The following is a 22,687-nucleotide window of genomic DNA, read 5'->3' as shown; positions in this document are numbered from 1 at the left end:
ATGCCCGACCGTCGGGCTCCGACGGGCGTCCATCGGGGCAGGCGAACAAGGGGTGAACCGCCGTGCACTGTCGTCCATCGTAACCGCGGACCCCTGCCGGGCGGTCGAACGGCCGGTGCCATGTTCCTGAGAGAGTGCGCGGGCGGGGCGGCGGGGCGGCGGGCCGCGGGGCGCGCTCGGAGGCTCGCGAGCACCGCCTCGTTATACTCGCAGGGCTCTCACCGGTCAGCCGGTGCACCGGAAGAACGGATCCTCCCCGCCTCATGCGCTCCCTCGCCGTCGTCGTCCCCACCTACAACGAAGTCGCGAACATCGCGACGGCGCTGCCGCGGGTCGCGCTCGCGGCGTCCCGCAACCCCGACTTCCACGTGACCGTCGCCGTCATCGACGACAGCTCCCCCGACGGCACCGCGGACCGCGCGCGCGAGCTCGCGGCCGAGCTCGGATCGGACACCTTCGAGGTCCTCGTGCTGTCGCGCGAGAAGAAGGAGGGGCTCGGCGCGGCGTACATCTGGGCCTTCCAGCACCTCCTCGCGGCCGAGCGCCGCTACGACTACCTGCTGCAGATGGACGCCGACCTCTCGCACGACCCGGACTACATCGACGCCTTCCTCCGCGAGGTGCGCGCGGGCGCCGACTTCGTGGTCGCCTCCCGCTACATCGCGGGCGGGGGCACTCCCGACTGGACGCTCGACCGCAAGCTGCTGAGCGGTGGCGGCAACCTTTACACGCGCCTCTTCCTCGGCTCGAAGATCACCGACTGGACCGGCGGCTTCAACCTCTTCAGCGCGGACCTCCTGCGCACCCTCCACCTCGAGACGATCCGCGCAGCCGGCTACGGCTTCCAGATCGTGCTCAAGTACCGGGCGCTGCGCCGGGCCCGCGGAGTGAAGGAGATCCCGATCGTCTTCCTCGACCGCACGGTCGGCAACTCCAAGATCCCGAGCGACACCCTCCTGAAGAACCTCCTGCTCGTCCTGGCCATCCGGTTCGGCGGGAAGCACCGGTGACGGCGGGTCCGACGGGATCCCCTCGGACCCGGAGGGCCCTCCTCGAGCTCGCCGCCCTCGCCGTCGTCGTCAGCGGGACCCTGCTCGTGATCGTATTCATGGTCGGCACGCCGTGGCGGCCGCTGCTCTTCCGCGACGGCGACTCGCTGGCGCTGCCGCTGATCCTGCAGTCCTTCGCCGAGGGCCGCCCGGCGGCGTGGGTGATGACGAGCCAGCTCTTCCTCTTCCCCGAGCTCCCCGTCTTCGGCGTCGCGTGGCTGCTGACCGGTGGCGATCCCGCGGCGGCGCTCGCGGTCAATGCCGTGCTCAACGTCGTCCTCCTCTACGGCGTGCTCCGGATGCTCGCGCGACGGCTCGTCGCGGACCGGCACCGCCGGCTGCGGCCCGCGGCCGCGCTCGCCGGCATCGCCGTGCTGCTGGTGCTCTGCTTGACGGAGGGCCGCGCGCTCAACAACGAGGGGGCCCTGGCGACCACCTTCCTCCTCACGACCTACTACTACGGCGCGGTGCTCACAGGCCTCGCCGGGCTCGCCGTCGCTCTGGGCGCACTGCGCGAGCGCCGTCCGGCCGCGCGTCCGCTGCTCCTGGTCGGGGCGGCCGTCGCCGCGACGACCCTCTCCGATCCGCTCCTCCTGGTGCAGTTCGTCGGCCCCCTGCTGGTGGTCCTCGTCGTGCTGCTGGTGCTCGCTCTCGCTGCTCCCCGAGCGGTGATGATCGTCGCGGGCACGGTCCTCGGGGCCGCCGCGCTCGGAGCCGCGCTGCGGGTCCCGCTCGGCTTCCTGATCGGGACCGACGCCGGCGGGTACCTCCGGCTGCCGCTCGCCGGGACGGCACTGGACGACCTGATCGTGCAGTTCCTGGTGCTGAAGGCGCCGCTGATCGGCAAGCTCGAGGTGGCGCTGCTGGGTCTGCTGCTGCTGGCGGCCCTCGCCGTCGTCGTGGCCGGTGCCGCCCGACTGGCGCGGGGAGCCGCCCTCGACGAGGCGGCCCGTGCGCGCTTCGCGGTGTGCGCGTTCCTGCCGGCGCAGACGGCGGTGCTCCTGGTGGTGCAGGTCTTCACCGGCAGCTCGGTCAGCCGCTACCTGATGCCGATCCCGGTGACCGCGACCGTGGTCGTGATCGCCCTGATCGGCGCCGCGGCGGCGCACCGGCGTGCTGCGGGCGCGCGGCTGGCGCCGGTCGTCCGCGTCGTCGCTCCGCTGGCCGCCGCAGGCCTCGTCGTCGCCGCCGTGCCGGCCACAACGGCGGTCGCCTCCGCGGCGGCCGAGGCGCGATCGGACCCGGACGCCGACTGCCTGGAGCGCTGGATCGACGGCCGCGAGCTCGCGGGCGTCGGCTCGTTCTGGTCCACGCGGCCGCTGGACCTCTACGGACCGGCCTCGCTGCACGTCCAGCAGGTCAACTTCGACTTCACGGTGCAGCTGTGGATGAACAACCTGAGCGACTACCGCGACCGGCAGTACAGCTTCGTCCTGGCCGACCGCTCGCCCGACTGGGCGGGGCTCGCGCGCGGGACGCTCGGCGCTCCCTCCGATATCGTCGCCTGCGGGGGGTTCGACATCTACGACTACGCGGGCACCGACGGCGAGACCGAGCTGAACCGGATCGTCCAGACCAGCGTGGAGGAGCAGCGCCGTGAGCGCGGCTACTGACGTGCGCGGCCCGCGGACGGCGAGTCGGCGGCGCCGGACGCTCGTCGAGCTCGGATGGGCCCTCGTCGCCGCCCTCGTCTCGGTCGTCGCCGCCGTGCTCGCGCTCGGGATCGGGCCGCAGGACCTGACGGGCCGCTGGACCGTGGGCGGCGACGACCAGATCCTGCACTACACGCTCTTCACCAGCGCCACGCAGGCGTTCCCGTTCGACGGCAACGCGGCGCTCGGCTTCCCCGACGGGTTCAACGCCTTCTTCAGCGCGCAGTTCGACGTCGCCTCCGCCCTCGCCGTGTCGGTCCTGGCCCTCGTGGTGCGCGACGGGACGACGCTCCTGAACGTCTTCTACCTGGGCACGTTCGCGACGGTCGCCGTCACCGGCTACGTGTTCTTCCGCGCCCTCCGCACGCGGCCCTGGGTCGCGGCGTTCTCCGCGGTCCTGCTGTCGCTGCTGCCGTACCACTTCCTCCGGATCGGATTCGGCCACGCGTTCCTCGCCAACTACTGGGCGATCCCGCTCCTGGGCGTGATGGTGCTGATGGTCGCCGGACCGCGCACCGATCCTCTCCGAGCCTGGGCCGAGCGGGGCGCGACGCGGAGGAGCCGCGTACTGCGCTCCGTCGTCCCGGGAGTCGTGCTCGGGCTCCTGGTGGCGAGCACGGGCGGCTACTACTACGTCTTCGCGGTCCTGGTCCTCGGAGCGACCTGGGCGGTGAGCACGGCCGCCGGGCTCCTCTCCCGCGAGCGGCTGCGCGTGCTCGCGGTCTCGTCGGTGCCGATCCTCGCGCTCGGCGTGTTCGTCGGGCTCTCGCTGCTGCTGCTCTCGCTCGACTTCGGGGAGCGCTACAGCCCGTACTTCACGTCGCGGACCGTGGGGGAGTCGGAGGCCTACGCCGGCAAGCTCGTGCTGCTGGGCCTGCCCTGGTCGGGGACCGGGCTGCCGCAGGGGTACGGCCTGCTCAACACCTACGCGGGCCAGTCCGGCGTGGCGCCGACGACGGAGCCGCCCGGGTTCTCGATCCTCGCCAGCGTCGCGCTCCTGATCACGCTCGTGGCGCTCCCGATCTCCGCGCTCGGCGGCGGACGGGCGCTCCGTGCGACCGCGGTCGGCCGGTTCTTCTCGGACGCCCGCGTGCGCGTCCTCGCCGTGGCGACACTGGCCGCGCTCCTCTTCTACACGGTGACGGGCCTGGGCGTCGTGGTCTCGCTGGTGGCGGGGCCGACGATCCGTGCGTGGGCGCGGATGTCGATCGTCATCGCGGTCCTCGTCCTCGGCGTGCTCGCGCTCCTGCTCGATCGGATCACGGCCCGTGGCGGTGTCCGGATCCTCGTGGCGGCGCTGCTCGCCGCCGTCGCCGTCATCGATCAGCTGGCCGGAGTATCGGCCGCGGTGCCGATCGCTCCGACCGACGACTCCGAGATGCGCTCGTTCGTGTCGGAGGCCGACGCGCAGCTGGACGACGGCTGCGGAGTAGTGGAGCTCCCCCTGAAGAGCTTCCCCGACAGCGGGCGGATCGGAGCGCTCTCCGACTACGACGAGGCGCTGCCCTACCTCGCGACCGAGGAGGGACGCCTCCGCTGGAGCTACGGGGCGGTGGAGGGCACCTACGGCTGGGACGTCTGGGGCGACGTCGACGACCCCGCGGAGTTCGCCGACGCCGTGGCGGGCAGCGGCGCCTGCGCCGTCTACGTGGACACCGCCGGCTACACCGACGACCCCGACGGCTGGCGGGCCTACGTCGAGGCGGCGACGGGGGACGTCGAGCCCGAGGTCGCCTCCGTCTCCGGGCGCTGGCTGCTGTTCACGACCCGGCGCTGATCAGCGGTCGTCGAAGGCCAGCTCGAGCAGGCGCCGGGCGGTGCGGTCCCACCCCGGGATGGGCTCCGGTGCGAGTCGCCGGGGACGGCGCAGCGCCTCTCCGATCGCGGCCGACCACCCGGTGCGGTCCGCCGGGTCGATGAAGACGGCGGTGGACTCCCGCCCGGCGAGCGCGTCGCGGAGGCCGGGGATGTCTGCCGCGAGCACCGGAGTGCCGCAGGCGACGGCCTCGAGGGCGGGCAGGCCGAAGCCCTCGTGCCAGGAGGGCATGGCGACGGCGTCGGCCCCCGTGAGCAGGGCCGGCAGATCCTCGTCGGCGACGTAGGAGGAGGCGAAGCGCACGTCGGCTCCTGCGGCCACCGCGCGGGCGACGGCGGAGTGGACGTCCTCGTTGTCCCAGCCGTCCCCGCCCACCAGGAGCAGGGTGTGGTTCTCCGGCCGCTCGGCCTGCCGGTACGCGTCCACCAGGGTGACGAGGTTCTTGCGGCGCTCGATCGATCCGACGAAGAGCAGGTAGGACCCGAGCCCGTGCTGCGCGCGGACCCGCGCCACCTCCTCCTCCCCACGGGCATGGAAGAGGTCGGCGTCGATCGTGGTCGGCAGCACGCGGACGCGCTCGAGAGCGACGCCCAGAGCGCTCTCGACCTCGGCTGCGGACGACGGGGTGCCGGTCAGGACCAGATCGCTGCGCCGGATCCACCGGGGCACCGACCGCGACAGCAGCTCTCGGCGCTCGCGAGGAACGAGCTCGGGCATCACAGCGAAGCAGACGTCGTGCACGAAGGTGAGCGAGCGGGAGCGGGCGAGCGGCCAGCTCCGGAAGTTCGGGAAGAAGTAGGCGCCACGGCCGAGCAGGAGGTCGATCCCCGGCGCGGGCAGTCGGGTCAGTGCGCTCCACACCGGCCGGGGCAGCGGCACCGGTCGGACGCGCAGCGTACGGAAGCCGAAGCGCTCGAGCGAGCCGGCCTCGCTCGCCGGCACGACGAGGAGCACCTCGACGTCTGCGGCGGTCGCGTCGGTGTCCAGGGCGTGCAGCAGGCCGAGCAGGACGCGGCCGACCCCGGTCAGGCGCGGCGCCGCGAGGGCGGTCGCGTCGACCAGGAGGCGGCGGCGCCGCGCGGTCACGGCCTGCTGAGGCGGACGGTGGAGTCGATGTCGACGACGCCGTCGTGCACGGAGGCCCGCTCGACCGTGAAGGTCGCGGCGACCGGGATCCGCATGGTCTCGCCCTGCGAGAAGGTGGCCGAGGAGGCGTGCACGGCGTAGTTGCCGGCGCCGAGGTGCAGGTCGGGGAGGGTGAACGTGACCGTCATCTCTCCGTCGACCGCGCTCAGCGGCGTGCCGATGCGCTCGGTGTTCGTCCCGAAGACGCGCTGGCCGAGGGGGGTGTCGATGCCCATGCCGATGTTCCAGTCGTCGACCGGGCGGCTGGTGCGCACCGTGACGTCGAACTCGAGGGTCTCGCCGCTGCGGACGACCGTGCCGCCGTGCTCGATCGATCCGCCGCGCAGTCGGCAGCCCAGGATCTCGATGAGCTGGGGGGCGGGCTCGTCCGCGGCCTCGGCGGCCTCGGCCTCGCGCTCCTGGCGGGCGGCCCGACGGTCCTCGAAGCTCTCGCGGAGGACCTGGAGTCCCTCGGAGGTCTCGCCGTCGAAGACGACGGTGCCCTTCTCGAGGACGATGGTGCGGTCGCAGAGCTCGCCGACCTGCTCGAGCGAGTGGGTGACCAGCACGATGGTCTTCCCCGCGCGCTGGAAGGCGCGGATGCGGTCCATGCACTTGCGCTGGAACGGCTCGTCGCCGACGGCGAGCACCTCGTCGACCAGCAGCAGGTCGGGATCGGTGTGGATCGCGATAGCGAAGGCGAGCCGCACGTACATGCCCGACGAGTAGAACTTGACCTGGGTGTCGATGAACTCGGCGATCTCGGAGAAGTCGACGATCGAGTCGAACTTGCTGTCCAGCTCGCTGCGCGAGAGTCCGAGGATCGCGCCGTTGAGGTAGACGTTCTCGCGCCCGGTGAGGTCGGGGTGGAAGCCCGCTCCGAGCTCGAGGAGCGCGGCGAGGCGTCCGCGGCGCTCCACGGTGCCGGTCGTCGGCTGCACGATGCCGCCGATGAGCTTGAGGAGCGTGCTCTTGCCCGATCCGTTCGCGCCGATGAGGCCGACGGTCGAGCCCAGTGGGATCTCGAGGTCGACGTCGCGGAGTGCCCAGAACTCGTCGCGGTGCTTGCGCCCGCGGCCGAAGTTGACGATCCGCTCCTTGAACGACTTGTCCTTGCGGATGACGAAGCGCTTGGAGGCGTTGCGCACCCGGACGACGGTCGGGGTGCCGGAGGAGGCGGGCACGGACTCCTGCTTGCTGGTGAGGGTCACGATCAGATCTCCTGGGCGAAGTTGCCCTCGAGGCGGCGGAAGATCCGGTGGCCGATCCACACGAACACCAGCCCGACGACGAGGACGATGAGAAGGCGCAGCTCCATGTCCGGCGGCCACACCTGGGGGGCGATCTCGTTGCCGTCGATGATGCTGACGCGCGAGCCGTCTCCCCAGATCGCGCGCTGGAAGGCGAGGATCGCGTTCGAGATCGGGTTGATGAGGTAGAGCTGCTCGGCCCAGCCGTGGCCCGCTCCGGTGGAGGCGGCGACGACGAAGTTCCACGCGTAGACGATGGGGGAGAGCCAGAAGAAGATCTGCAGCCCGACCTCGACGAGGAACTGGACGTCGCGGAGGTAGACGTTGAGGGCCGAGAGGGCCAGGGCCAGCGCGAGGCCGTACACGAGCACGATCGCCAGCGCGGGCACGATGTAGAGGAGCTGGACGCCGAAGATCAGCGAGCCCGTGAGGACGGCTCCCGCGATCAGGACGACGAACTGCACACCGAAGTTGAAGAGGGCCGAGCCGATGGCCGCCACCGGGAAGATCTCCCGCGGCAGGTACACCTTCTTGATCAGTCCGCCGTTGCCGAGGATCGACGTGGTGCCCGCGGTCACGATCTCGCTGAACAGGCCCCAGAGGGTGAGCCCCGAGAAGACGAAGATCGCGAAGTTCGGGACGCCGCGCGAGGCCCCGAGGATCTGGCCGATCGCCACGTAGTAGATGAGGAGCATGATCAGCGGCCGGACGAGGCTCCAGACGAAGCCCAGGCTGCTGTCCTTGTAGCGCGACTTCAGCTCGCGCCCGACGAGGAGGCGGAGCAGCTCGCGGTGCCGCAGGATCTCGGCGAGGGAGGCGACGAAGCCGCCCGAGCCGCCGCCGACGGCCGACGTGGTGCCGGCGATCTGGAACGGCTCGTCGGCGATCGCGCGCGCGCGATCCACAGCTTTGCTGGGCATGGAACTCCAAGCTCTCGGCCTCCGCCGGGCGACGGACCGCATCATTATACGTGCGGCCCACCCTGGAGCCCCCTGGCTGGCGTGCCGGTGCGCGGCGCATGGCGGGTAGTCTTGCTCCCGCTCGCCGACTGAACGACACGAACGAGGTGTTCGCCATGCCCACGCAGCCATCCGACGTCCCCCTGGACCCGGCGCCGCAGAGCGCTGGGGACCCCGCCCCCGTCCTCGGCGGCACGGGCGAGGACGCTCCTCCCGCTCCCGACCCGAGCCTCGAGTCGGCGGTCGGCGACGCCGCTCCCGCCGCCGTCCCGGCCGAGCCCGCCCGCACGTCCGGGGCTCCCATCGAGCCCCGTCTCGCCGAGCCCGAGTCCCCGGACGAGGAGCTCGCCCGCCTGCGCGCGCAGGTCGACTCCCTCCTCAACGACCCCTTCGACGAGTGGGTCGAGCGGATCCAGGTGGGCGGAGTGACCGCCTCCGGCTTCGAGCGCACCCTCTCCTGGCGGGTGACGAAGCCGCTCCGCCTGGTGCGAACCTTCCAGATCCGCGTCGAGCAGCTCGGGCTGTCGGGCGCCGTCGGCCACAGCGCGCGCTTCGTGAAGCGCCGCCTGTCCGGTCGGGCGCGATGAGCGACCGGTCGCAGGTCTCGGCCGCCGGCGCGGCCGCCGCGCGCGCCCACCGCACGGAGGCGATGCTGCAGCGCCTGGAGCAGATCGGCGCGCTCCTCTTCGACGAGGAGCGCCGCGCCTCGCTGCGCACCCGCGGGCCCGGCCCGTACCTCGACGAGGTGGCCCGCGAGATCCGCTCGCGCCAGGACGACGAGTTGACCTGGGTCGCGCTGGTGTCGTTCACGGCCGCGTACCCGACGAGCGAGCTGTTCGACTGGTTCCGCCGCGCCCTCGAGCTCGCCCCCGAGGAGGCGGCGCTGCGCATCTTCCTCGAGGCGGGCTCCCGCACCGCGACCGGGTTCGCCGATCTGGACGCCCGTGTCGAGGTCGTCACCGGGGCCGTCCTGATCGACGTCGACTTCCCCGCCCGCCACGGTCACAACACCGGCGTCCAGCGGGTCGTGCGCCAGACCGTGTCCCGCTGGGACGCCGAGCACGAGATCGTCCCGGTCGCCTGGGTCCACGGATCGATGTCCTTCCGGCGCCTGAGCGCGATCGAGCACGAGCGCGTCGTCGACTGGTCCTCCGCCGGGCGGCGCGACTGGGAGCACGGCGATCCGGAGCGCATCGAGTTCGTCGTGCCCTACCGCAGCGTCGTCGTCATCCCCTCGGTGCCCGACTACAACCAGTGCGGGCCGCTCGCGGCCCTCGCCGAGTACTCCGGCAACGAGGTCGTCGTCCTCGGCCACGACGCCATCCCCGTCGTCAGCGCCGACACGGTGCCGCCGGAGGAGACGGTGCGCTTCGTCAACTTCCTCTCCGTGGTCAAGCACGCCGAGCGCGTCGCCACGGTGAGCGCCGCGGCTGCGCTGGAGTTCGAGGGCTTCGTGCGAGCGCTCCCCGCTCAGGGCCTCACCGGCCCGACCGTCGTCCCGGTCCCGCTGCCCGTGGAGCTCCCGGACGGCCTGCGCTCCGAGGGCCGGAGCGCGTCCGGCCTGCCGCTCGTGCTCTGCGTCGGCAGCCAGGAGCCCCGCAAGAACCATCTCGCGGTGCTGCACGCCGCCGAGGTCCTCTGGCGCGAGGGCCTGCGCTTCCGCGTCCGCTTCATCGGCGGGGCCAACCCCTGGGCGCACCAGGTCTTCGATCCCCGCGTGCGCGAGCTGGTCGCCGCCGGACGCCCGGTCGAGGTGCTCCGCGGAGCCGACGACGACGTCCTGATCGCGAGCTACCGGGAGGCGCTGTTCCTGGCGTTCCCGTCGCTGCACGAGGGGTACGGCCTGCCGGTCGCCGAGGCGCTGTCGATCGGGCTCCCCGTGCTGACCTCGCGCTACGGCAGCACGGCGCAGATCGCCGAGCACGGCGGATGCGTCCTGATCGACCCGGAGTCCGACGAGGAGATCACCGACGGCATGCGCCGCCTGCTGACGTCGCCGGAAGTCGTCGACGAGCTCCGCCTCGAGGCGGCAGAGCGGCCCGAGCGCACCTGGGACGACTACGCCCGGGAGCTGTGGGCCGCCCTGATCGGCCCCTCGGCCCTCATCGAGCACGAGGAGGCGCCCCGTGCGCTCTAAGCAGTACCTGGTCGACCGTCTCGCCACCCTGGTGCGCACCCTGGCCCCCTCCGTGGAGCCGCTGGGCAGCGTCGACGCCCTCACCGGACAGCTGAGCGTTCTGCTGCCCGCCCCCACCGACCGCGAGGTCTGGCTGGTGCTCGCCGTCCTCCGCGGCACGCTCCCGCGCCGGGAGGACGTCGTCGACGGCCGCCGCCGGGCCCGGCTGGACGGCACCGCCGGTCTGCTCACCCACGCCGCGTCCACCATCGCCTCGAACCGGGTCTTCGCCCGCTTCCACCACCCCGAGGTCGAGGTGGTCGTCGGCGCGGTCGTCGTCGACGTGCACCACACCGCGCGCACGGGGCTGGCCACGGGCATCCAGCGCGTGGTGCGCCAGAGCCTCGTCCGATGGACGCGCGACCACGAGATCCTGCTCGCCGGCTGGGACTCGACCCACGAGTCGCTCGTCATGCTCACCCCGGAGCAGAGCCGGAACGCCGTCTCGGGCGACGTGCCCGACGCCGCCGAGGACCGCTCCCGCGTGATCGTCCCGTGGCAGGGCACCTACCTCCTGCCCGAGCTCGCCGTGGAGGACGAGCGGACGTCGCGCGTCTCCGCTCTGGCCGAGTTCAGCGGCAACCGCACGGGCACCATCGGCTTCGACTGCGTGCCGGTCACCACCGCCGAGACGGCGAGCACCGGCATCAGCGCCGCCTTCTCGCGCACGCTCGTCGCCGTGTCGCACATGGACCGCATCGCGACCATCTCCGAGGCGGCCGCGACCGAGTACTCCGGCTGGCGCCACATGCTCGGCAGCGTCGGGATGCAGGGGCCGGACATCCGGCCGATCCTGCTGCCCTCGCAGCCGGAGAGCGTCTCGGACGAGGAGCTGGCCACCGCCGCGCGCTCGCTGGTGACCGGTGACCTCCCGCTCGTCGTCTGCGTCGGCAGCCACGAGCCGCGGAAGAACCACCTGGCTGTGCTCCAGGCGGCCGAGCTGCTCTGGCGCCGGGGCGTGCGCTTCAGCCTGGTCTTCATCGGCGGCAACGCCTGGAGCAGCGCCGAGTTCGAGTACCGACTCGAGGTCCTCGAGGGGCAGGGCCGTCCGGTCCGCTCGCTCTCCAAGATCACCGACGCGCTGCTCTGGAGCGCCTACCGCCTGGCCCGGTGCACGGTGTTCCCCTCGATCAACGAGGGCTACGGTCTCCCGATCGTGGAGTCGATCTCGGTCGGCACCCCGGTCGTGACCTCCGGCTTCGGCAGCATGCACGAGGTCTCCGCCTCGGGTGGCGCGCTGTTCGTCGATCCGCACGACGACCACGACATCGCCGCGGCCCTCGAGCGGCTGCTGACCGACGACGAGCTGCACGCGCGGCTCTCGGCGAAGGCGCTCGCGATCGACGGCGGCACCTGGGACGAGTACGCCGCCCGCGTCTGGTCGTACCTCGTCGAGGGCGAGGGCGTCGACGAGCGGGGCCGGGCCGAGCAGTCGGACGCGACCGCCTAGGCGTCCTCGACCCACCGCGTGCAGAAGGCCCCCGCTCCAGGAGCGGGGGCCTTCTGCACGCGGTGGGCGCGGCTCAGTCGGAGCGGCGCGCCAGCTCGAGGTCGTTCTCGACCATGCGGGCGACGATCTCCTCGAAGCTGACGGTCGGCGCCCAGCCGAGCACTTCGCGGGCCCGGGAGGCGTCCCCGCGCATCTCGGGGGCGTCCACGGGGCGCGCGAACCGCGGGTCGATCGTGACCCGCTGCTCCCAGTCGTCGATGCCGGCCGCGGTGAAGGCGGCACGGACGAAGTCGCGGACCGAGTGCGCGACTCCGGTCGCCACGACGTAGTCGCCCGCCTCCTCGGCGCGCGAGGCGCGCACGAGGGCGTCCACGTAGTCGGGGGCCCAGCCCCAGTCGCGGCGCGCGTCGAGATTGCCGAGCGAGAGCACCGACTCGGCGCCCGTCGCGATCGCCGCGACTCCGGCGGTGATCTTGCGGGTGACGAAGCCCAGCGGCCGTCGAGGCGACTCGTGGTTGTAGAGGATGCCGGACGAGGCGTGCAGCCCGCGGCCACGGTAGACCGCGACGAGGTGGTGCGCGAACGCCTTCGCGGCTCCGTAGGGCGAAACCGGGCGGATCGGGGTCCGCTCGGTCTGCGGGTTCTCGGTCGCGGCCCCGAAGATCTCGGAGGACGAGGCCTGAACGAAGCGGACCTCCCGGCCCGCCGACTCCTGGAGCGCCAGCGAGGCCTCCAGGAGCGCGGCGACCGCGGTGCCGGTCACCTCCGCCGTGAGCACGGGCTCCTTCCACGAGAGCGCGACGGAGGAGAGGCCGGCGAGGTGGAAGACCGTGTCCGGCTGCGCCTCCGCGACGATACGGCCGAGGCCGGAGGCGTCGCGGAGATCGCCCTCGAAGGCGCGGACGGAGGCGGGAAGAGCGGCGTCGTCGGTCCCGCGCACGAGCGCGGAGACCTCCCAGCCGTCGGCGAGCAGGCGCTCGACGAGGTAGCCCCCGTCCTGACCGCTCGCTCCGGTGACGAGAGCGGCAGGCATGACTACTTGATCAGCGCGGACTGCTCGGCGAGGTCGTTCTCGACCATCATCGCCACGAGCTCGGGGAACGAGACCTTCGGCTCCCAGCCGAGGACGTCGCGCGCCTTCGCCGGGTCGCCGATCAGCAGGTCCACCTCGGCGGGACGCATGAACGCGGGGTTCTGGGTCACGTACGGGGTCCAGTCCTCGATGCCGACGTGGTTGAAGGCGATGTCGAGGTACTCGCGGATCTCGTGGGTCTCGCCGGTCGCGACCACGTAGTCGTCGCCCTCGGGCTGCTGCAGCATGCGCCACATCGCGTCGACGTAGTCGCCGGCGAAGCCCCAGTCGCGCTTCGCGTCGAGGTTGCCGAGCTCCAGCGTCTCCTGGAGGCCGAGCTTGATGCGGGCGACCGCGAGGCTGATCTTGCGGGTGACGAACTCCGGGCCGCGGCGGGGCGACTCGTGGTTGAAGAGGATGCCGGAGGAGGCGTGCATGCCGTACGACTCGCGGTAGTTGATGGTCATGTAGTGGCCGAAGACCTTGGCCACTCCGTAGGGCGAGCGCGGCCAGAGCAGCGTCTCCTCGCTCTGCGGGACCTGCTGGACCTTGCCGAACATCTCGGAGGAGGAGGCCTGGTAGAACTTCACGCGCGACATGTCGGAGCCGGCGTAGAGGCGGGTCGCCTCGAGGATGTTGAGCACGCCCTTGCCGGTCACATCGGTGGTGAGCGACGCGTTCTCCCACGAGTAGGCGACGAACGAGATCGCACCGAGGTTGTAGACCTCGTCGGGCTGGGCGGCGGCGAGCACGCGCACGAGGCTCGACACGTCGGTCAGGTCGCCGGTGAGCAGGGTCACCTCGGGCACGGTGCGGCGGACCAGCTCGTACTTGGGGTTGTTCTGCCCGCGGACGAGCCCGAAGACCTCGTAGCCCTTCGAGAGGAGGAGCTCGGCGAGGTAGAGGCCGTCCTGGCCGGTGATTCCGGTGATCAAAGCGCGGGGCACGTGGTGGTCCAATTCGTCGGGGTCGATGACAGCGGGACACATACTACCCACGGGCACGGCCGGGCGCCGGGAGCGGTGCGGCCCGCCGGTATCCTGGCCGGGCTTCGGACCGATTGGACGCCATGCCGGAACTCCGCCCCGTCACGCTCGCCGTGCTCACCGTCGACCCGGGCGGGATGGGCGGCGGCGAGACCTACGCGCGCGCGCTCACGCGCCTCCTGGCGCCGCGGCCGGGGGAGGAGGGGCCCGCCGTGCAGGTGCTCGTCCCCGAGAACGCGCGCGGCTTCAGCGAGGGCGTGCCCGAGGTCGTGGCCGAGGGGGTCGTCAGCGGGGCGGGCCACCGCCGCCGGGCCGTGGGGATGCTCCAGGCGCTCCTGCGCACGCCGCGCCTGCGCCGGCGCCTCGGCCGGGACGCGGTGCTCTACTTCCCGTTCACGGTCCCGCTCCCGTGGCCGTCGCGGCGGCAGGGGCACGTGCAGATGCTGTTCGATCTGCAGCACCGCGACCTCCCGCACCTCTTCCCCCGCGTCGAGCGCGTCTTCCGCCGGCTCGCCTACGAGGCGACCGCTCGCCGCGCCGACGCGGTCATCACCATCAGCGCCTTCACCAAGGGGCGGATCGTCGAGCTGCTGGGCATCCCGGAGGAGCGGATCCACGTGTCGCATCTCGGCGTGGACACCCGGCGCTTCGTCGCGAATCTGGGCACACGCGAGGACTTCGTCTTCTACCCGGCGCGCGCCTGGCCGCACAAGAACCACGCCCGCCTGTTCGAGGCGGTGCGCCTGCTGCGGGAGGAGGGGCACGCCCTCCGGCTCGTGCTGACGGGAGGGGACCTGGACCGCCTCGGCCCGCTGCCGGACTTCGTCGAGTGGCGCGGCCACGTCACTCCGGAGGAGCTCGCCGACCTCTACCGCCGAGCCGCGGTGCTGGCGTTCCCGAGCCTCTACGAGGGCTTCGGCCTCCCGCCGATCGAGGCGATGGCGTCGGGATGCCCGGTGGCCGCCTCCGACGCGGGCTCGCTCCCGGAGATCTGCGGGGACGCCGCGGTCTACGTCGATCCGCTCGAGCCGCGCTCGATCGCGGACGGGATCCTCGAGGCGATCGAGCGGACCGGCGAGCTCGGCCCGCTCGGCGTCGAGCGCGCCCGGTCCTTCAGCTGGGAGCGCTGCCGGGAGGAGCACCTCGCCGTGCTCCGCCAGGTGGCGCGGCGGCGCGGGCGCTGAGGAGTCCGGTCAGTCCCGCGGGTGCAGGAGCCGGCGCCAGCTCAGTCCCTGGGCCGCGCGCATCGCGCAGAGCACCACGAGCAGCCAGCCGGCGTCGAGCAGGATCGAGCTCTCGGCCAGTGCGGTGACCATCAGCACGGTCAGCACCAGCACCGGCCAGACGTGCACGACCGCCTTGCGCTCGGAGGCGATCAGCCAGGAGCGCCAGAGCGCGAGGCCGATCAGCACGACGAAGAGGACCACCCCGACCGCGCCGACCTGCAGGGCCACGTCGAAGAGCGCGTTGAGGCTCGACGAGTGCGGGCGGCCCGAGAGGTAGTCGATGGCGGTGAAGGGGTAGAGGTCGGGCCGCCAGTAGCCCACCCAGCCCCAGCCGACGATCGGAGCGAGGTCCGTGAAGCGCCAGACCTGCTGCCAGAGCCGCAGCCGGAACTCGAACTCGCTGCCCGCGTTCAGCAGCTCGATCACCCGGTAGCGCAGGAGCCACACGGTGAGGGCGGCCGCGGCGGCGACGCCGAGCACCGCGAACTGCCGCCGACGGCGGTGGGTGCCGTCGCCGTGGCGCACCCAGCGCAGAGCGAGGGCGACGACGACGGCCACGGCGAGCACGCCCGCGCTCACGGCGGAGCGCGTGAAGAGGAGGGTGACCGCGGCGAGGGCGAGCGAGGCGACGGCCGGCCCGCGGGCGACGGAGCGGGTCATCAGCTCCACCGAGAACGTCACGATCGCCAGCAGGCAGACCAGCCCGAGCTGGTTGCGCGTGCCGACGAGTCCCTGGATCGGCCCGCCGACCGCGAGCAGGCCCTCCACGCCGAGGAAGCGCAGCGGCTGGTCGATCAGCACCCCCGAGAGCACCTCCACGGCCAGCGAGGCGATCAGCACGACCCGCAGCACGTCGCCGACCGAGCGGATGATCTGGATGATGTCGCGCGTGAGGCCGATCGCGATCGCCAGGAACGCCAGGGCGAACTGGTAGACGACGCTCGAGACCGTGGCCCAGGTGTAGTCGCTCCACAGCACGCTGAGCGCGATCCAGCCGAGGAACACCAGGATGCTCGTGGGCAGCAGGCCCTCCCAGTCGAGCCGCCCGCGCCGCAGGACGAGCATGACCGCGGCGAGGGCGGTGAGCGTGGCGACGGCGGCGATGTAGCCGGGCCAGCCGAGGAGCCCGCGGACCGCCGGGGCGCAGAGGACGGTGACGAGAGTGGTCTGCGCGAGGGCCGCCGCGAACTGCGGGGACGCCGTCGCGTCGGCGACGGAGGCGGGGAGCGAGGGGCGGCGGGGCCTCATCGCCTCGGGGAGGCGTCGGCGAGGGGGAGCGGGGTCGCGGCGAGGACCTCGGGCGTCTCGGTCGCCGGTCGCTTGGTCTGCACCGCGAAGAGGACGAGGAGCAGCCAGCCTCCCTCGATCAGGATCCGGCTCTCGAACAGCGACTGCGCCAGGAGGGCGACCACGATCAGCAGCGGAGCGAGGCTGACGGCCGTGTAGGGGAGGGTCGAGGTCGCGTCGCGCCGCGGGCGGTCGACCGCGCGGAACCAGGAGCGCCACAGCGTCGAGACGGCGAGCGCCGCGAAGAGGACGAGGCCGAACGCTCCGAGCTGGAGGGCGACGTCGAGCCAGGCGTCGTGGGCCTGCAGGTAGAGCACGCCCTTGCGCTCGGCGAGGGTGTCGAACGGGGCGGCCCAGGGAGCCCAGTAGCTGACCCAGCCCCAGCCGAGGACCGGGCGCTGCAGCGTGAGCGCGATCACCGAGTCCCAGATGTCGAGGCGGCCCGTGGCGTCCTCGCTCTTGCCGAGCAGGCCGAGGAGGGCGCCCCAGCCCGCGGCGCCTCCGGCGACGGCGGCCACCGCCAGCCCCGCGGCGGTCAGGTAGACGGGACGGCGGCGGGACTCGCCCCTCCGGCGAGCCCAGAGCGCGAACGCGGCCGCGAAGACGACGGCGACGAGGCAGAGCAGGACGGTGGCCGAGCGGGTGAGCAGGAGGGTCGCGACGAACAGGGCGACCCAGACCGCTCCCCAGCGGCGCCGGACCGAGTGGGCCGCCAGCTCGATCGCGATCACGATCAGGCCGAGCAGGGCGAGGAAGCCGAGGAGGTTGCGGTTGCCGACGATCCCCTGGACGGGCTCGCCGGTGAAGAGGGCTGCCTGCGACCAGTAGAAGGCGTCGGGCGTCGGTCCGTCGGCGGGAGGCTCGACGCCGAACGGCAGGACGGGCTGCCGCACGACGACCGCGATCACGAGCTCGAAGAGGAGCGAGAGGCCGACGGAGAGGCGCAGTGCCCGTCCGAGAGCCGTGAGCAGTTCCCGGCTGCTCAGCGTGACGGCGAGGACGACGCCGCCGAGCGTCGTCGCGAGCTGCGCCGTGACTCCGATCGCGCTCGCTCCCGGATAGGCGGACCACAGCAGCGAGAGCACCGCGAGCCCGAGGAAGAGGACCAGCGACTTCGGCGTGCGGGCCCAGCGCGGGCGGGGGCGGGCGCGGACGAGCACGGCGATCGAGGCGCCCAGGAGCAGCGCGACGACGACGCCCCAGCCCCACCATCCGGCGAGGTTCCGCAGCGACTGGCCGGCCAGCAGCACGGCCAGCACCGCCACCGCGAGCGCTCGGGGAGCGGCGGGGGCGGCGCGTCGGATCATGGCGACCAGTCTAGGGAGCGGGGGCGGCGCGGCGGCGTGCCGGGCGCGCCGCCGCTCGCTCCCCGGCCGGGGCGTCCCCTCGGGGAAGACGGCTTGGACGGGAGGCTCAGACGAACGCGGCGGTGCCGGTGATCGAGCGGCCGACGATCAGCGTGTTCATCTCGCGGGTGCCCTCGTAGGAGTAGAGGGCCTCCGCGTCGGCGAAGAAGCGGGCGACGCCGTAGTCGAGGACGATGCCGTTGCCGCCCATCACCTCGCGGCACCAGGCGACGGTCTCGCGCATCCGGGCCGTCGCGTAGGCCTTCGCGAGGGCGGAGTGCTCGTCGCGCTGCTCGCCGGCGTCGAGCATCTCGGACACGCGGGTCGCCAGGGCGATGCTGGCCGTGATGTTGCCGATGCTCTTGACCAGGAGGTCCTGCATCAGCTGGTGCCCGACGAGCGGCTTGCCGAACTGCACGCGCTCCTTCGCGTAGCGCAGCGCCGCGTCGTAGGCGCCGATCGCGACGCCGATGGCCTGCCAGGCGACCTCGGCACGGGTGAGCCGGAGCACCTTCGCGGTGTCGCGGAACGAGTTCGCGCCCTGCAGGCGCAGCGACTCCGGGACGCGGACGCCCTCGAGCACGATGTCGGCGTTCTGCACCGTGCGCAGGCTCTGCTTGCGCGCGATGGCGGTGGCGCGGTAGCCCGGCGTCGAGGTGGGGACGAGGAAGCCCTTCACCTGGCCGTCCTCCGCGTCCTTCGCCCAGATCACGGTCACGTCGCTGAAGGTCGCGTTGCCGATCCAGCGCTTCTCGCCGTCGAGGATCCAGTCGTCGCCGTCCAGGCGGGCGGTGGTGCGCAGGCCCTGGGCGGAGTCGGAGCCGGAGTGCGGCTCGGTGAGGCCGAAGGCGCCGACGACCTCGCCCGAGGCGAGCTTCGGCAGCCACTCGGCGCGCTGCTCCTCGGAGCCGGCGACGCCGACCGTGCCCATCACCAGGCCGTTCTGCACGCCGACGTAGGTCGCGATGCCCGCGTCCACCCGGCCCAGCTCGAGTGCCACCCAGCCGCGGAACACGGCGGAGTTCTCGATCGCGCGGGTCTCGGGCCAGGAGAGGCCGATGACGCCGGTGGCGTGGATCCCGGGGATCAGCTGCCGCGGGAACTCCGCGCGCTCCCAGTACTCGTCGGCGATCGGCCGCACCTGCTCCTCGAGGAACGCGCGGACGCCGACCAGCAGCTCCTTCTCGGCGGGCGTGAGCGCCGCCTCGAACCCGTAGAAGTCGGCCCCCAGGGTCTCGAAGGTCGTGCTGTCCATGCTCTGTGCTCCCTCGCTCGTCGGATGCGGCACGGCGACCGCTCCGACGGCGACAGTGCTGCGACTCCCAGCGTACGAAGCGCGCCTGCGAGTGCCGCGTCCTCTGGCGGAGAGCACCAACAGGCGGGCCCTCCTCCCGGGCCCGCGTTGTGGATCCTGCTAGCGTCGCAGCGGAGCGGCCCCGGCGCGTCCGGCTGAGCGGCTCGGACCCACCCCTCGGACGGAAGGCCAGCGCTCCCGTGTTCATCCCGATCGGCAACACCCCCCGCGACTACGCCTGGGGCTCGCTCACCGGCATCTCGGAGGCCCTCGGCACCGCGCCCTCCGGCGCCCCCGAGGCCGAGCTCTGGCTCGGCGCGCACCCGGGCTCGCCCGCGCGCATCCTCGACCCCGCCTCGGTCGGCGCCGGCACGCTCGCCGAGTGGATCGGCGAGCACCCCGAGGCGGCGCTCGCCGGAGTGGAGGGGTCGGTCGATCCGGTCTCGGGCGCTCCCCGTCTGCCGTTCCTGCTCAAGATCCTCGCCGCGGGCGGGCCGCTGTCGCTCCAGGCCCACCCCTCGTCCGAGCGGGCCCGGCGCCGGTTCGTCGAGGAGGAGGAGGCCGGCATCCCGCGGGACGCCGCCGATCGCAACTACAAGGACCCGTTCCACAAGCCCGAGCTGATCTACGCGCTCAGCGAGAGCTTCGACGCGCTCTGCGGCTTCCGCGAGCCGGCGGACGCCCGGGCGCTGCTCGCCGAGCTGGCCGGGCGCGCCCCGGCGGAGGAGGCGGCCGCGATCGCGCGGTTCGCCCGGACGCTCGAGGGCGAGCCCTCGGAGGTCCTCCGCGGCGCCCTGTCGTGGCTGCTCGCCGACGGCGACCGCGCCGAGGTCGCCGCGCTGGTGTCCGCGGTCGTCGCGGCGTCCACGGGCGACGACCGCCTCGAGACGACCACGGTCCGGGACCTGGCCGAGAGCTACCCGGGCGACCCCGGCATCGTGCTCTCGCTCCTGCTCAACCGCGTCCGCCTCGCCCGCGGCGAGGTGCTCTACCTGCCTGCAGGCAACATCCACGCCTACCTCGCGGGCACGGGCGTGGAGCTGATGGCCGCCTCCGACAACGTGCTGCGCGGGGGCCTCACGCCCAAGCACATCGACGTGCCCGAGCTGGTGAGCGTGCTGGAGTTCTCGCCGCTGCCCGTGCCCTACCTCCCGGCCGAGCAGGCCGGACCGGGCGTGCGCGTCTACCGTCCGGACGTCCCCGACTTCGTGCTCGCCGTCGTGCAGCCGGCGTCGGAGGAGCCGGCCCGCGTCGCCCTGCACGGGCCCGCCATCGCGATCGCGACCGAGGGCTCGTTCTCGCTCGAGGGCGCCGAGGGCTCGGTCCGCGTCGAGCGCGGCGGCAGCGTGTTCGTGACCCCGTCGGAGGGCGCTCTCGCCGTCACCGGACGGGGCACGCTCTTCGTCGCGACGGTCTGACCCCTCCAACGACCCGGCCGCTCAGGCGGCGAAGGTGCGGCGGTAGGCCACCGGCGTGGTCCGCAGGACGCGCGTGAAGTGGTGGCGCATCACCGCGGCCGTGCCGAAGCCGACCCGCGCGGCGACCGCCTCGAGGGTCAGCTCCGTCTCCTCCAGCAGCACCTGCGCCCGGAGGAGGCGCTGGCGGGTGAGCCAGGCGAGCGGAGTCGTGCCGAGGTCGGCCCGGAAGCGGCGCGCGAAGGTGCGGGGGGCCATCAGGGCCCGACGGGCCAGCGCCTCGATCGAGAGGTCCTCGTCGAGGTGCTCCAGCATCCACTCGGTGACCTCGGCCAGCGAGTCCGCGCGCGCCTCGGGAACGGGGGTCCGCAGGTACTGCGCCTGCCCGCCGTGGCGCTGCGGGGGTACGACCATCCGCCGGGCGACGACGCTCGCCGCCGTCGCGCCCAGCTCCTCGCGCACCACGTGCAGCGCCGCGTCGATGCCGGCCGCGGTGCCCGCGCTCGTCACGATGCGCCCCTCCTGCACGTAGAGGACCTCCGGGTCCACCGTGACGGAGGGGAAGCGCCGGGCGAGCTCCGCGGCGTGCATCCAGTGGGTGGTCGCGCGCCGACCGTCGAGCAGGCCCGCCTGCGCCAGGGTGAAGGCCCCGCTGCAGACGCTGAGGATCCACGCGCCGCGCCCGTGAGCCTCGCGGAGGAGGTCGAGCACCCGCTCGTCGGCGGGCCCGCGGCCGTGGGCGGGGACGGCGATCAGGTCCGCGTCCCGGGCCGCGTGGAGACCATCGGCGATCAGCAGGTCGAATCCGAGGCTCGTGCGGACGGGGCCCGGATCGGGAGTGGCGATCCGGAAGTCGAGGGCGGGACCTCCGTCGGCGCCGCGGTCGATCCCGAACACCTCGCAGACGACCCCGAACTCGAACGGCGCGAGGCCGGGCAGGGCGAGGAGGGCGACGGAGCGGAGCACGACGGCAGGATATCGCGTCACGTCGTCATCCGGCCTATCCACGCCGTCGATCCCCGCCGCTAGGGTGTCTTCCGGCGCGCGGAGTCGCGGGCCCGCACCGAGGAGGATCCACATGGCATGGCTGGTCACCGGGGGAGCCGGGTACATCGGGGCGCACGTGGTGCGCGCGTTCTCGGAGCAGGGCATCGACCCCGTCGTCCTCGACGACCTCTCCTCGGGGCACGCGTCGTTCGTGCCCGAGGGCGTCCCGTTCCGCCAGGGCTCGATCCTCGACGAGGCCCTGCTCGACCGCGTGCTCGCCGAGCACGACATCGAGGGCGTCGTCCACGTCGCCGGGTTCAAGTACGCCGGAGTCTCGGTGCAGCGCCCTCTGCACACCTACGAGCAGAACGTCACCGGCACCATGCGCGTGCTGGCGGCGATGGAGCGCGCCGGGGTCTCCTCGATCGTCTTCTCCTCGAGCGCTGCCGTCTACGGCGCGGTCGACGTCGAGATCGTCACCGAGGACACCCCCAAGAGCCCGGAGTCGCCCTACGGCGAGTCGAAGCTGATCGGCGAGTGGCTGCTCGCGGACGCGGGGCGGGCGCACGGCGTCAGGCACGCCTCCCTGCGCTACTTCAACGTCGTCGGGTCCGGCTACCCGGACGTCTACGACACCAGCCCCCACAATCTCTTCCCCCTCGTCTTCGAGGCGCTGCTGGACGGCCGCACGCCCCGGATCAACGGCGACGACTACCCGACACCGGACGGCACCTGCGTCCGCGACTACATCCACGTCGCGGACCTGGCGCTCGCGCACGTCGCCGCGGCGCGCCGCCTGGCCGCCGGCGAGCCGATCGACCCGGTCTACAACCTGGGCAGCGGATCCGGGGCCTCCGTCGGGGAGATCATGCGCGCGATCGCCGACAGCACCGGCATCGCCTTCACGCCCGAGGTCGCCCCGCGGCGGCCGGGCGATCCGCCCCGCATCGTCGCCTCCGGTGAGACGGCGGCCCGCGACCTGGGCTGGGAGATGCGGCACACCGTCGCCGAGATGGTGGAGAGCGCCTGGCGCGCACGGAGCGCCGCGACGGCCTGATCGGATCTCACGTTCGCGACACGCCGGTGTGTCGTGAACCCTCCACGGCGGGTTGAGGGTTTATGGTCTGCGACTTGACCTGAGCGAATGACACCGCTGTAATTACCTAGGCAGCGGCTCCGGGAGGAGCGGCCGCCGATCATCGGTTCGCAGGCGGGGTAGGAGACGGCATGACGCTTCCGGAACAGCACTCCGGAGTCCCCGAGGACTGGTTCGTCGATCCGGTCCGTCTGGGCGTGCCCGGGGTCCGACCCGGGATTGACACCGCGACCGAGGCGCCGGGGGGCGCGCTCTCCTGGCAGGTCGACTCGCTGTGCGCGCAGACCGATCCCGAGGCCTTCTTCCCCGAGAAGGGCGGCTCGACCCGCGACGCCAAGAAGATCTGCACCTCGTGCGAGGTCCGGGCCCAGTGCCTCGAGTACGCGCTCGAGAACGACGAGCGGTTCGGCATCTGGGGCGGCCTCTCCGAGCGCGAGCGCCGGAAGCTGCGCCGCCGGGCCTAGTCCCCTCCTCGCCGCGACCCGACCGACGGGGCGGCGA

19 protein-coding genes are annotated in these 22,687 nt (G+C 72.9%); 10 read left to right on the top strand and 9 right to left on the bottom strand.

Annotation, left to right across the window (positions count from 1 at the left end):
- Positions 1 to 263 precede the first annotated feature (263 nt).
- From C5C37_RS08095 to C5C37_RS08085, 3 genes are read left to right on the top strand one after another with little or no spacing between them, the layout of a single operon-like run.
- Positions 264 to 1,010, top strand: a complete 747-nt coding sequence (locus C5C37_RS08095; RefSeq protein WP_104223157.1) for a polyprenol monophosphomannose synthase — start codon at positions 264 to 266, stop codon at positions 1,008 to 1,010.
- A complete protein-coding gene (locus C5C37_RS08090; protein WP_104338764.1) occupies positions 1,007 to 2,662 on the top strand; it encodes a hypothetical protein in 1,656 nt (551 codons plus the stop codon). The genes C5C37_RS08095 and C5C37_RS08090 overlap by 4 nt, the downstream gene beginning before the upstream one ends.
- Entirely contained in the window at positions 2,646 to 4,478 is a 1,833-nt protein-coding gene (locus tag C5C37_RS08085; protein ID WP_146085203.1) for a hypothetical protein, read from the top strand. The genes C5C37_RS08090 and C5C37_RS08085 overlap by 17 nt, the downstream gene beginning before the upstream one ends.
- Here the strand turns inward: C5C37_RS08085 and C5C37_RS08080 are convergent, their stop codons facing one another.
- From C5C37_RS08080 to C5C37_RS08070, 3 genes are read right to left on the bottom strand one after another with little or no spacing between them, the layout of a single operon-like run.
- Complete coding sequence (locus C5C37_RS08080) at positions 4,479 to 5,603, bottom strand: glycosyltransferase family 1 protein (RefSeq protein ID WP_104260497.1); 1,125 nt, start codon at positions 5,601 to 5,603, stop codon at positions 4,479 to 4,481.
- Positions 5,600 to 6,853 carry an ABC transporter ATP-binding protein gene (locus tag C5C37_RS08075; RefSeq protein WP_244229465.1) on the bottom strand — a complete coding sequence of 418 codons (1,254 nt, stop codon included), beginning with the start codon at positions 6,851 to 6,853 and terminating at the stop codon, positions 5,600 to 5,602. The genes C5C37_RS08080 and C5C37_RS08075 overlap by 4 nt, the downstream gene beginning before the upstream one ends.
- Before the next feature lie 2 nt (positions 6,854 to 6,855).
- The gene (locus C5C37_RS08070; protein ID WP_104223153.1) at positions 6,856 to 7,812 is read right to left on the bottom strand and encodes an ABC transporter permease; all 957 of its coding nucleotides are present in this window, start codon (positions 7,810 to 7,812) and stop codon (positions 6,856 to 6,858) included.
- Positions 7,813 to 7,967: 155 nt separating this feature from the next.
- Here C5C37_RS08070 and C5C37_RS08065 point away from each other — a divergent pair, with 155 nt between their 5' ends.
- Genes C5C37_RS08065 through C5C37_RS08055 form a run of 3 tightly spaced genes read left to right on the top strand, consistent with a single transcriptional unit; the run spans position 7,968 to position 11,477 of the window.
- Positions 7,968 to 8,438, top strand: a complete 471-nt coding sequence (locus tag C5C37_RS08065) for a hypothetical protein (RefSeq protein ID WP_104223152.1) — start codon at positions 7,968 to 7,970, stop codon at positions 8,436 to 8,438.
- Positions 8,435 to 9,988: a glycosyltransferase gene (locus tag C5C37_RS08060; RefSeq protein WP_104260496.1), complete on the top strand. Its 1,554-nt coding sequence runs from the start codon at positions 8,435 to 8,437 to the stop codon at positions 9,986 to 9,988. The genes C5C37_RS08065 and C5C37_RS08060 overlap by 4 nt, the downstream gene beginning before the upstream one ends.
- The gene (locus tag C5C37_RS08055; RefSeq protein ID WP_104260495.1) at positions 9,978 to 11,477 is read left to right on the top strand and encodes a glycosyltransferase family 1 protein; all 1,500 of its coding nucleotides are present in this window, start codon (positions 9,978 to 9,980) and stop codon (positions 11,475 to 11,477) included. Before C5C37_RS08060 ends, C5C37_RS08055 begins: the two co-directional genes overlap by 11 nt.
- Before the next feature lie 73 nt (positions 11,478 to 11,550).
- Here C5C37_RS08055 and C5C37_RS08050 read toward each other — a convergent pair whose 3' ends face one another.
- Together C5C37_RS08050 and C5C37_RS08045 are read right to left on the bottom strand one after the other, a co-directional pair.
- Positions 11,551 to 12,510: a GDP-mannose 4,6-dehydratase gene (locus C5C37_RS08050; RefSeq protein ID WP_104260494.1), complete on the bottom strand. Its 960-nt coding sequence runs from the start codon at positions 12,508 to 12,510 to the stop codon at positions 11,551 to 11,553.
- Between the two features lie 2 nt (positions 12,511 to 12,512).
- Complete coding sequence (locus tag C5C37_RS08045; RefSeq protein WP_104275317.1) at positions 12,513 to 13,496, bottom strand: GDP-mannose 4,6-dehydratase; 984 nt, start codon at positions 13,494 to 13,496, stop codon at positions 12,513 to 12,515.
- Positions 13,497 to 13,618: 122 nt separating this feature from the next.
- Here C5C37_RS08045 and C5C37_RS08040 point away from each other — a divergent pair, with 122 nt between their 5' ends.
- A complete protein-coding gene (locus C5C37_RS08040; RefSeq protein WP_104246673.1) occupies positions 13,619 to 14,719 on the top strand; it encodes a glycosyltransferase family 1 protein in 1,101 nt (366 codons plus the stop codon).
- Positions 14,720 to 14,728: 9 nt separating this feature from the next.
- On the opposite strand, the gene C5C37_RS08035 is transcribed toward C5C37_RS08040, so the two are convergent.
- The 3 genes from C5C37_RS08035 to C5C37_RS08025 form a co-directional block, all read right to left on the bottom strand.
- On the bottom strand, positions 14,729 to 16,009 hold the full coding sequence (locus tag C5C37_RS08035) for an O-antigen ligase (protein ID WP_104260493.1): 1,281 nt from the start codon (positions 16,007 to 16,009) through the stop codon (positions 14,729 to 14,731).
- Positions 16,006 to 17,355 (bottom strand): O-antigen ligase, encoded by a 1,350-nt coding sequence (locus tag C5C37_RS08030; protein WP_104260492.1) that lies wholly within the window; start codon positions 17,353 to 17,355, stop codon positions 16,006 to 16,008. The genes C5C37_RS08035 and C5C37_RS08030 overlap by 4 nt, the downstream gene beginning before the upstream one ends.
- A gap of 106 nt (positions 17,356 to 17,461) precedes the next feature.
- Complete coding sequence (locus C5C37_RS08025) at positions 17,462 to 18,649, bottom strand: acyl-CoA dehydrogenase family protein (RefSeq protein WP_104338763.1); 1,188 nt, start codon at positions 18,647 to 18,649, stop codon at positions 17,462 to 17,464.
- A 239-nt stretch (positions 18,650 to 18,888) separates the two neighbouring features.
- On the opposite strand from C5C37_RS08025, the gene manA reads away from it, so the two are divergent.
- On the top strand, positions 18,889 to 20,106 hold the full coding sequence (manA, locus tag C5C37_RS08020; protein WP_104246670.1) for a mannose-6-phosphate isomerase, class I: 1,218 nt from the start codon (positions 18,889 to 18,891) through the stop codon (positions 20,104 to 20,106).
- A 21-nt stretch (positions 20,107 to 20,127) separates the two neighbouring features.
- Here manA and C5C37_RS08015 read toward each other — a convergent pair whose 3' ends face one another.
- Complete coding sequence (locus C5C37_RS08015; RefSeq protein WP_104338762.1) at positions 20,128 to 21,069, bottom strand: GlxA family transcriptional regulator; 942 nt, start codon at positions 21,067 to 21,069, stop codon at positions 20,128 to 20,130.
- A gap of 112 nt (positions 21,070 to 21,181) precedes the next feature.
- On the opposite strand from C5C37_RS08015, the gene galE reads away from it, so the two are divergent.
- Both galE and C5C37_RS08005 read left to right on the top strand, forming a co-directional pair.
- Positions 21,182 to 22,147: a UDP-glucose 4-epimerase GalE gene (gene galE, locus C5C37_RS08010; protein ID WP_104246668.1), complete on the top strand. Its 966-nt coding sequence runs from the start codon at positions 21,182 to 21,184 to the stop codon at positions 22,145 to 22,147.
- 170 nt (positions 22,148 to 22,317) lie between these two features.
- Positions 22,318 to 22,650 (top strand): WhiB family transcriptional regulator, encoded by a 333-nt coding sequence (locus tag C5C37_RS08005; RefSeq protein ID WP_104224145.1) that lies wholly within the window; start codon positions 22,318 to 22,320, stop codon positions 22,648 to 22,650.
- Positions 22,651 to 22,687 lie beyond the last annotated feature (37 nt).

It is taken from the genome of Rathayibacter sp. AY1F9 (assembly GCF_002932155.1).
GTDB lineage: Bacteria > Actinomycetota > Actinomycetes > Actinomycetales > Microbacteriaceae > Rathayibacter.
This window is presented reverse-complemented; position numbering and strand designations above follow the sequence as displayed.

Coding starts and splice junctions, on each gene's coding strand:
- C5C37_RS08095 (WP_104223157.1), top strand. CDS start 264: ATGCGCTCCCTCGCCGTCGTCGTCCCCACCTACAACGAAGTCGCGAAC.
- C5C37_RS08070 (WP_104223153.1), bottom strand. CDS start 7,812: ATGCCCAGCAAAGCTGTGGATCGCGCGCGCGCGATCGCCGACGAGCCG.
- C5C37_RS08065 (WP_104223152.1), top strand. CDS start 7,968: ATGCCCACGCAGCCATCCGACGTCCCCCTGGACCCGGCGCCGCAGAGC.
- C5C37_RS08060 (WP_104260496.1), top strand. CDS start 8,435: ATGAGCGACCGGTCGCAGGTCTCGGCCGCCGGCGCGGCCGCCGCGCGC.
- C5C37_RS08050 (WP_104260494.1), bottom strand. CDS start 12,510: ATGCCTGCCGCTCTCGTCACCGGAGCGAGCGGTCAGGACGGGGGCTAC.
- C5C37_RS08040 (WP_104246673.1), top strand. CDS start 13,619: ATGCCGGAACTCCGCCCCGTCACGCTCGCCGTGCTCACCGTCGACCCG.
- C5C37_RS08035 (WP_104260493.1), bottom strand. CDS start 16,009: ATGAGGCCCCGCCGCCCCTCGCTCCCCGCCTCCGTCGCCGACGCGACG.
- C5C37_RS08030 (WP_104260492.1), bottom strand. CDS start 17,355: ATGATCCGACGCGCCGCCCCCGCCGCTCCCCGAGCGCTCGCGGTGGCG.
- C5C37_RS08025 (WP_104338763.1), bottom strand. CDS start 18,649: ATGGACAGCACGACCTTCGAGACCCTGGGGGCCGACTTCTACGGGTTC.
- galE (WP_104246668.1), top strand. CDS start 21,182: ATGGCATGGCTGGTCACCGGGGGAGCCGGGTACATCGGGGCGCACGTG.
- C5C37_RS08005 (WP_104224145.1), top strand. CDS start 22,318: ATGACGCTTCCGGAACAGCACTCCGGAGTCCCCGAGGACTGGTTCGTC.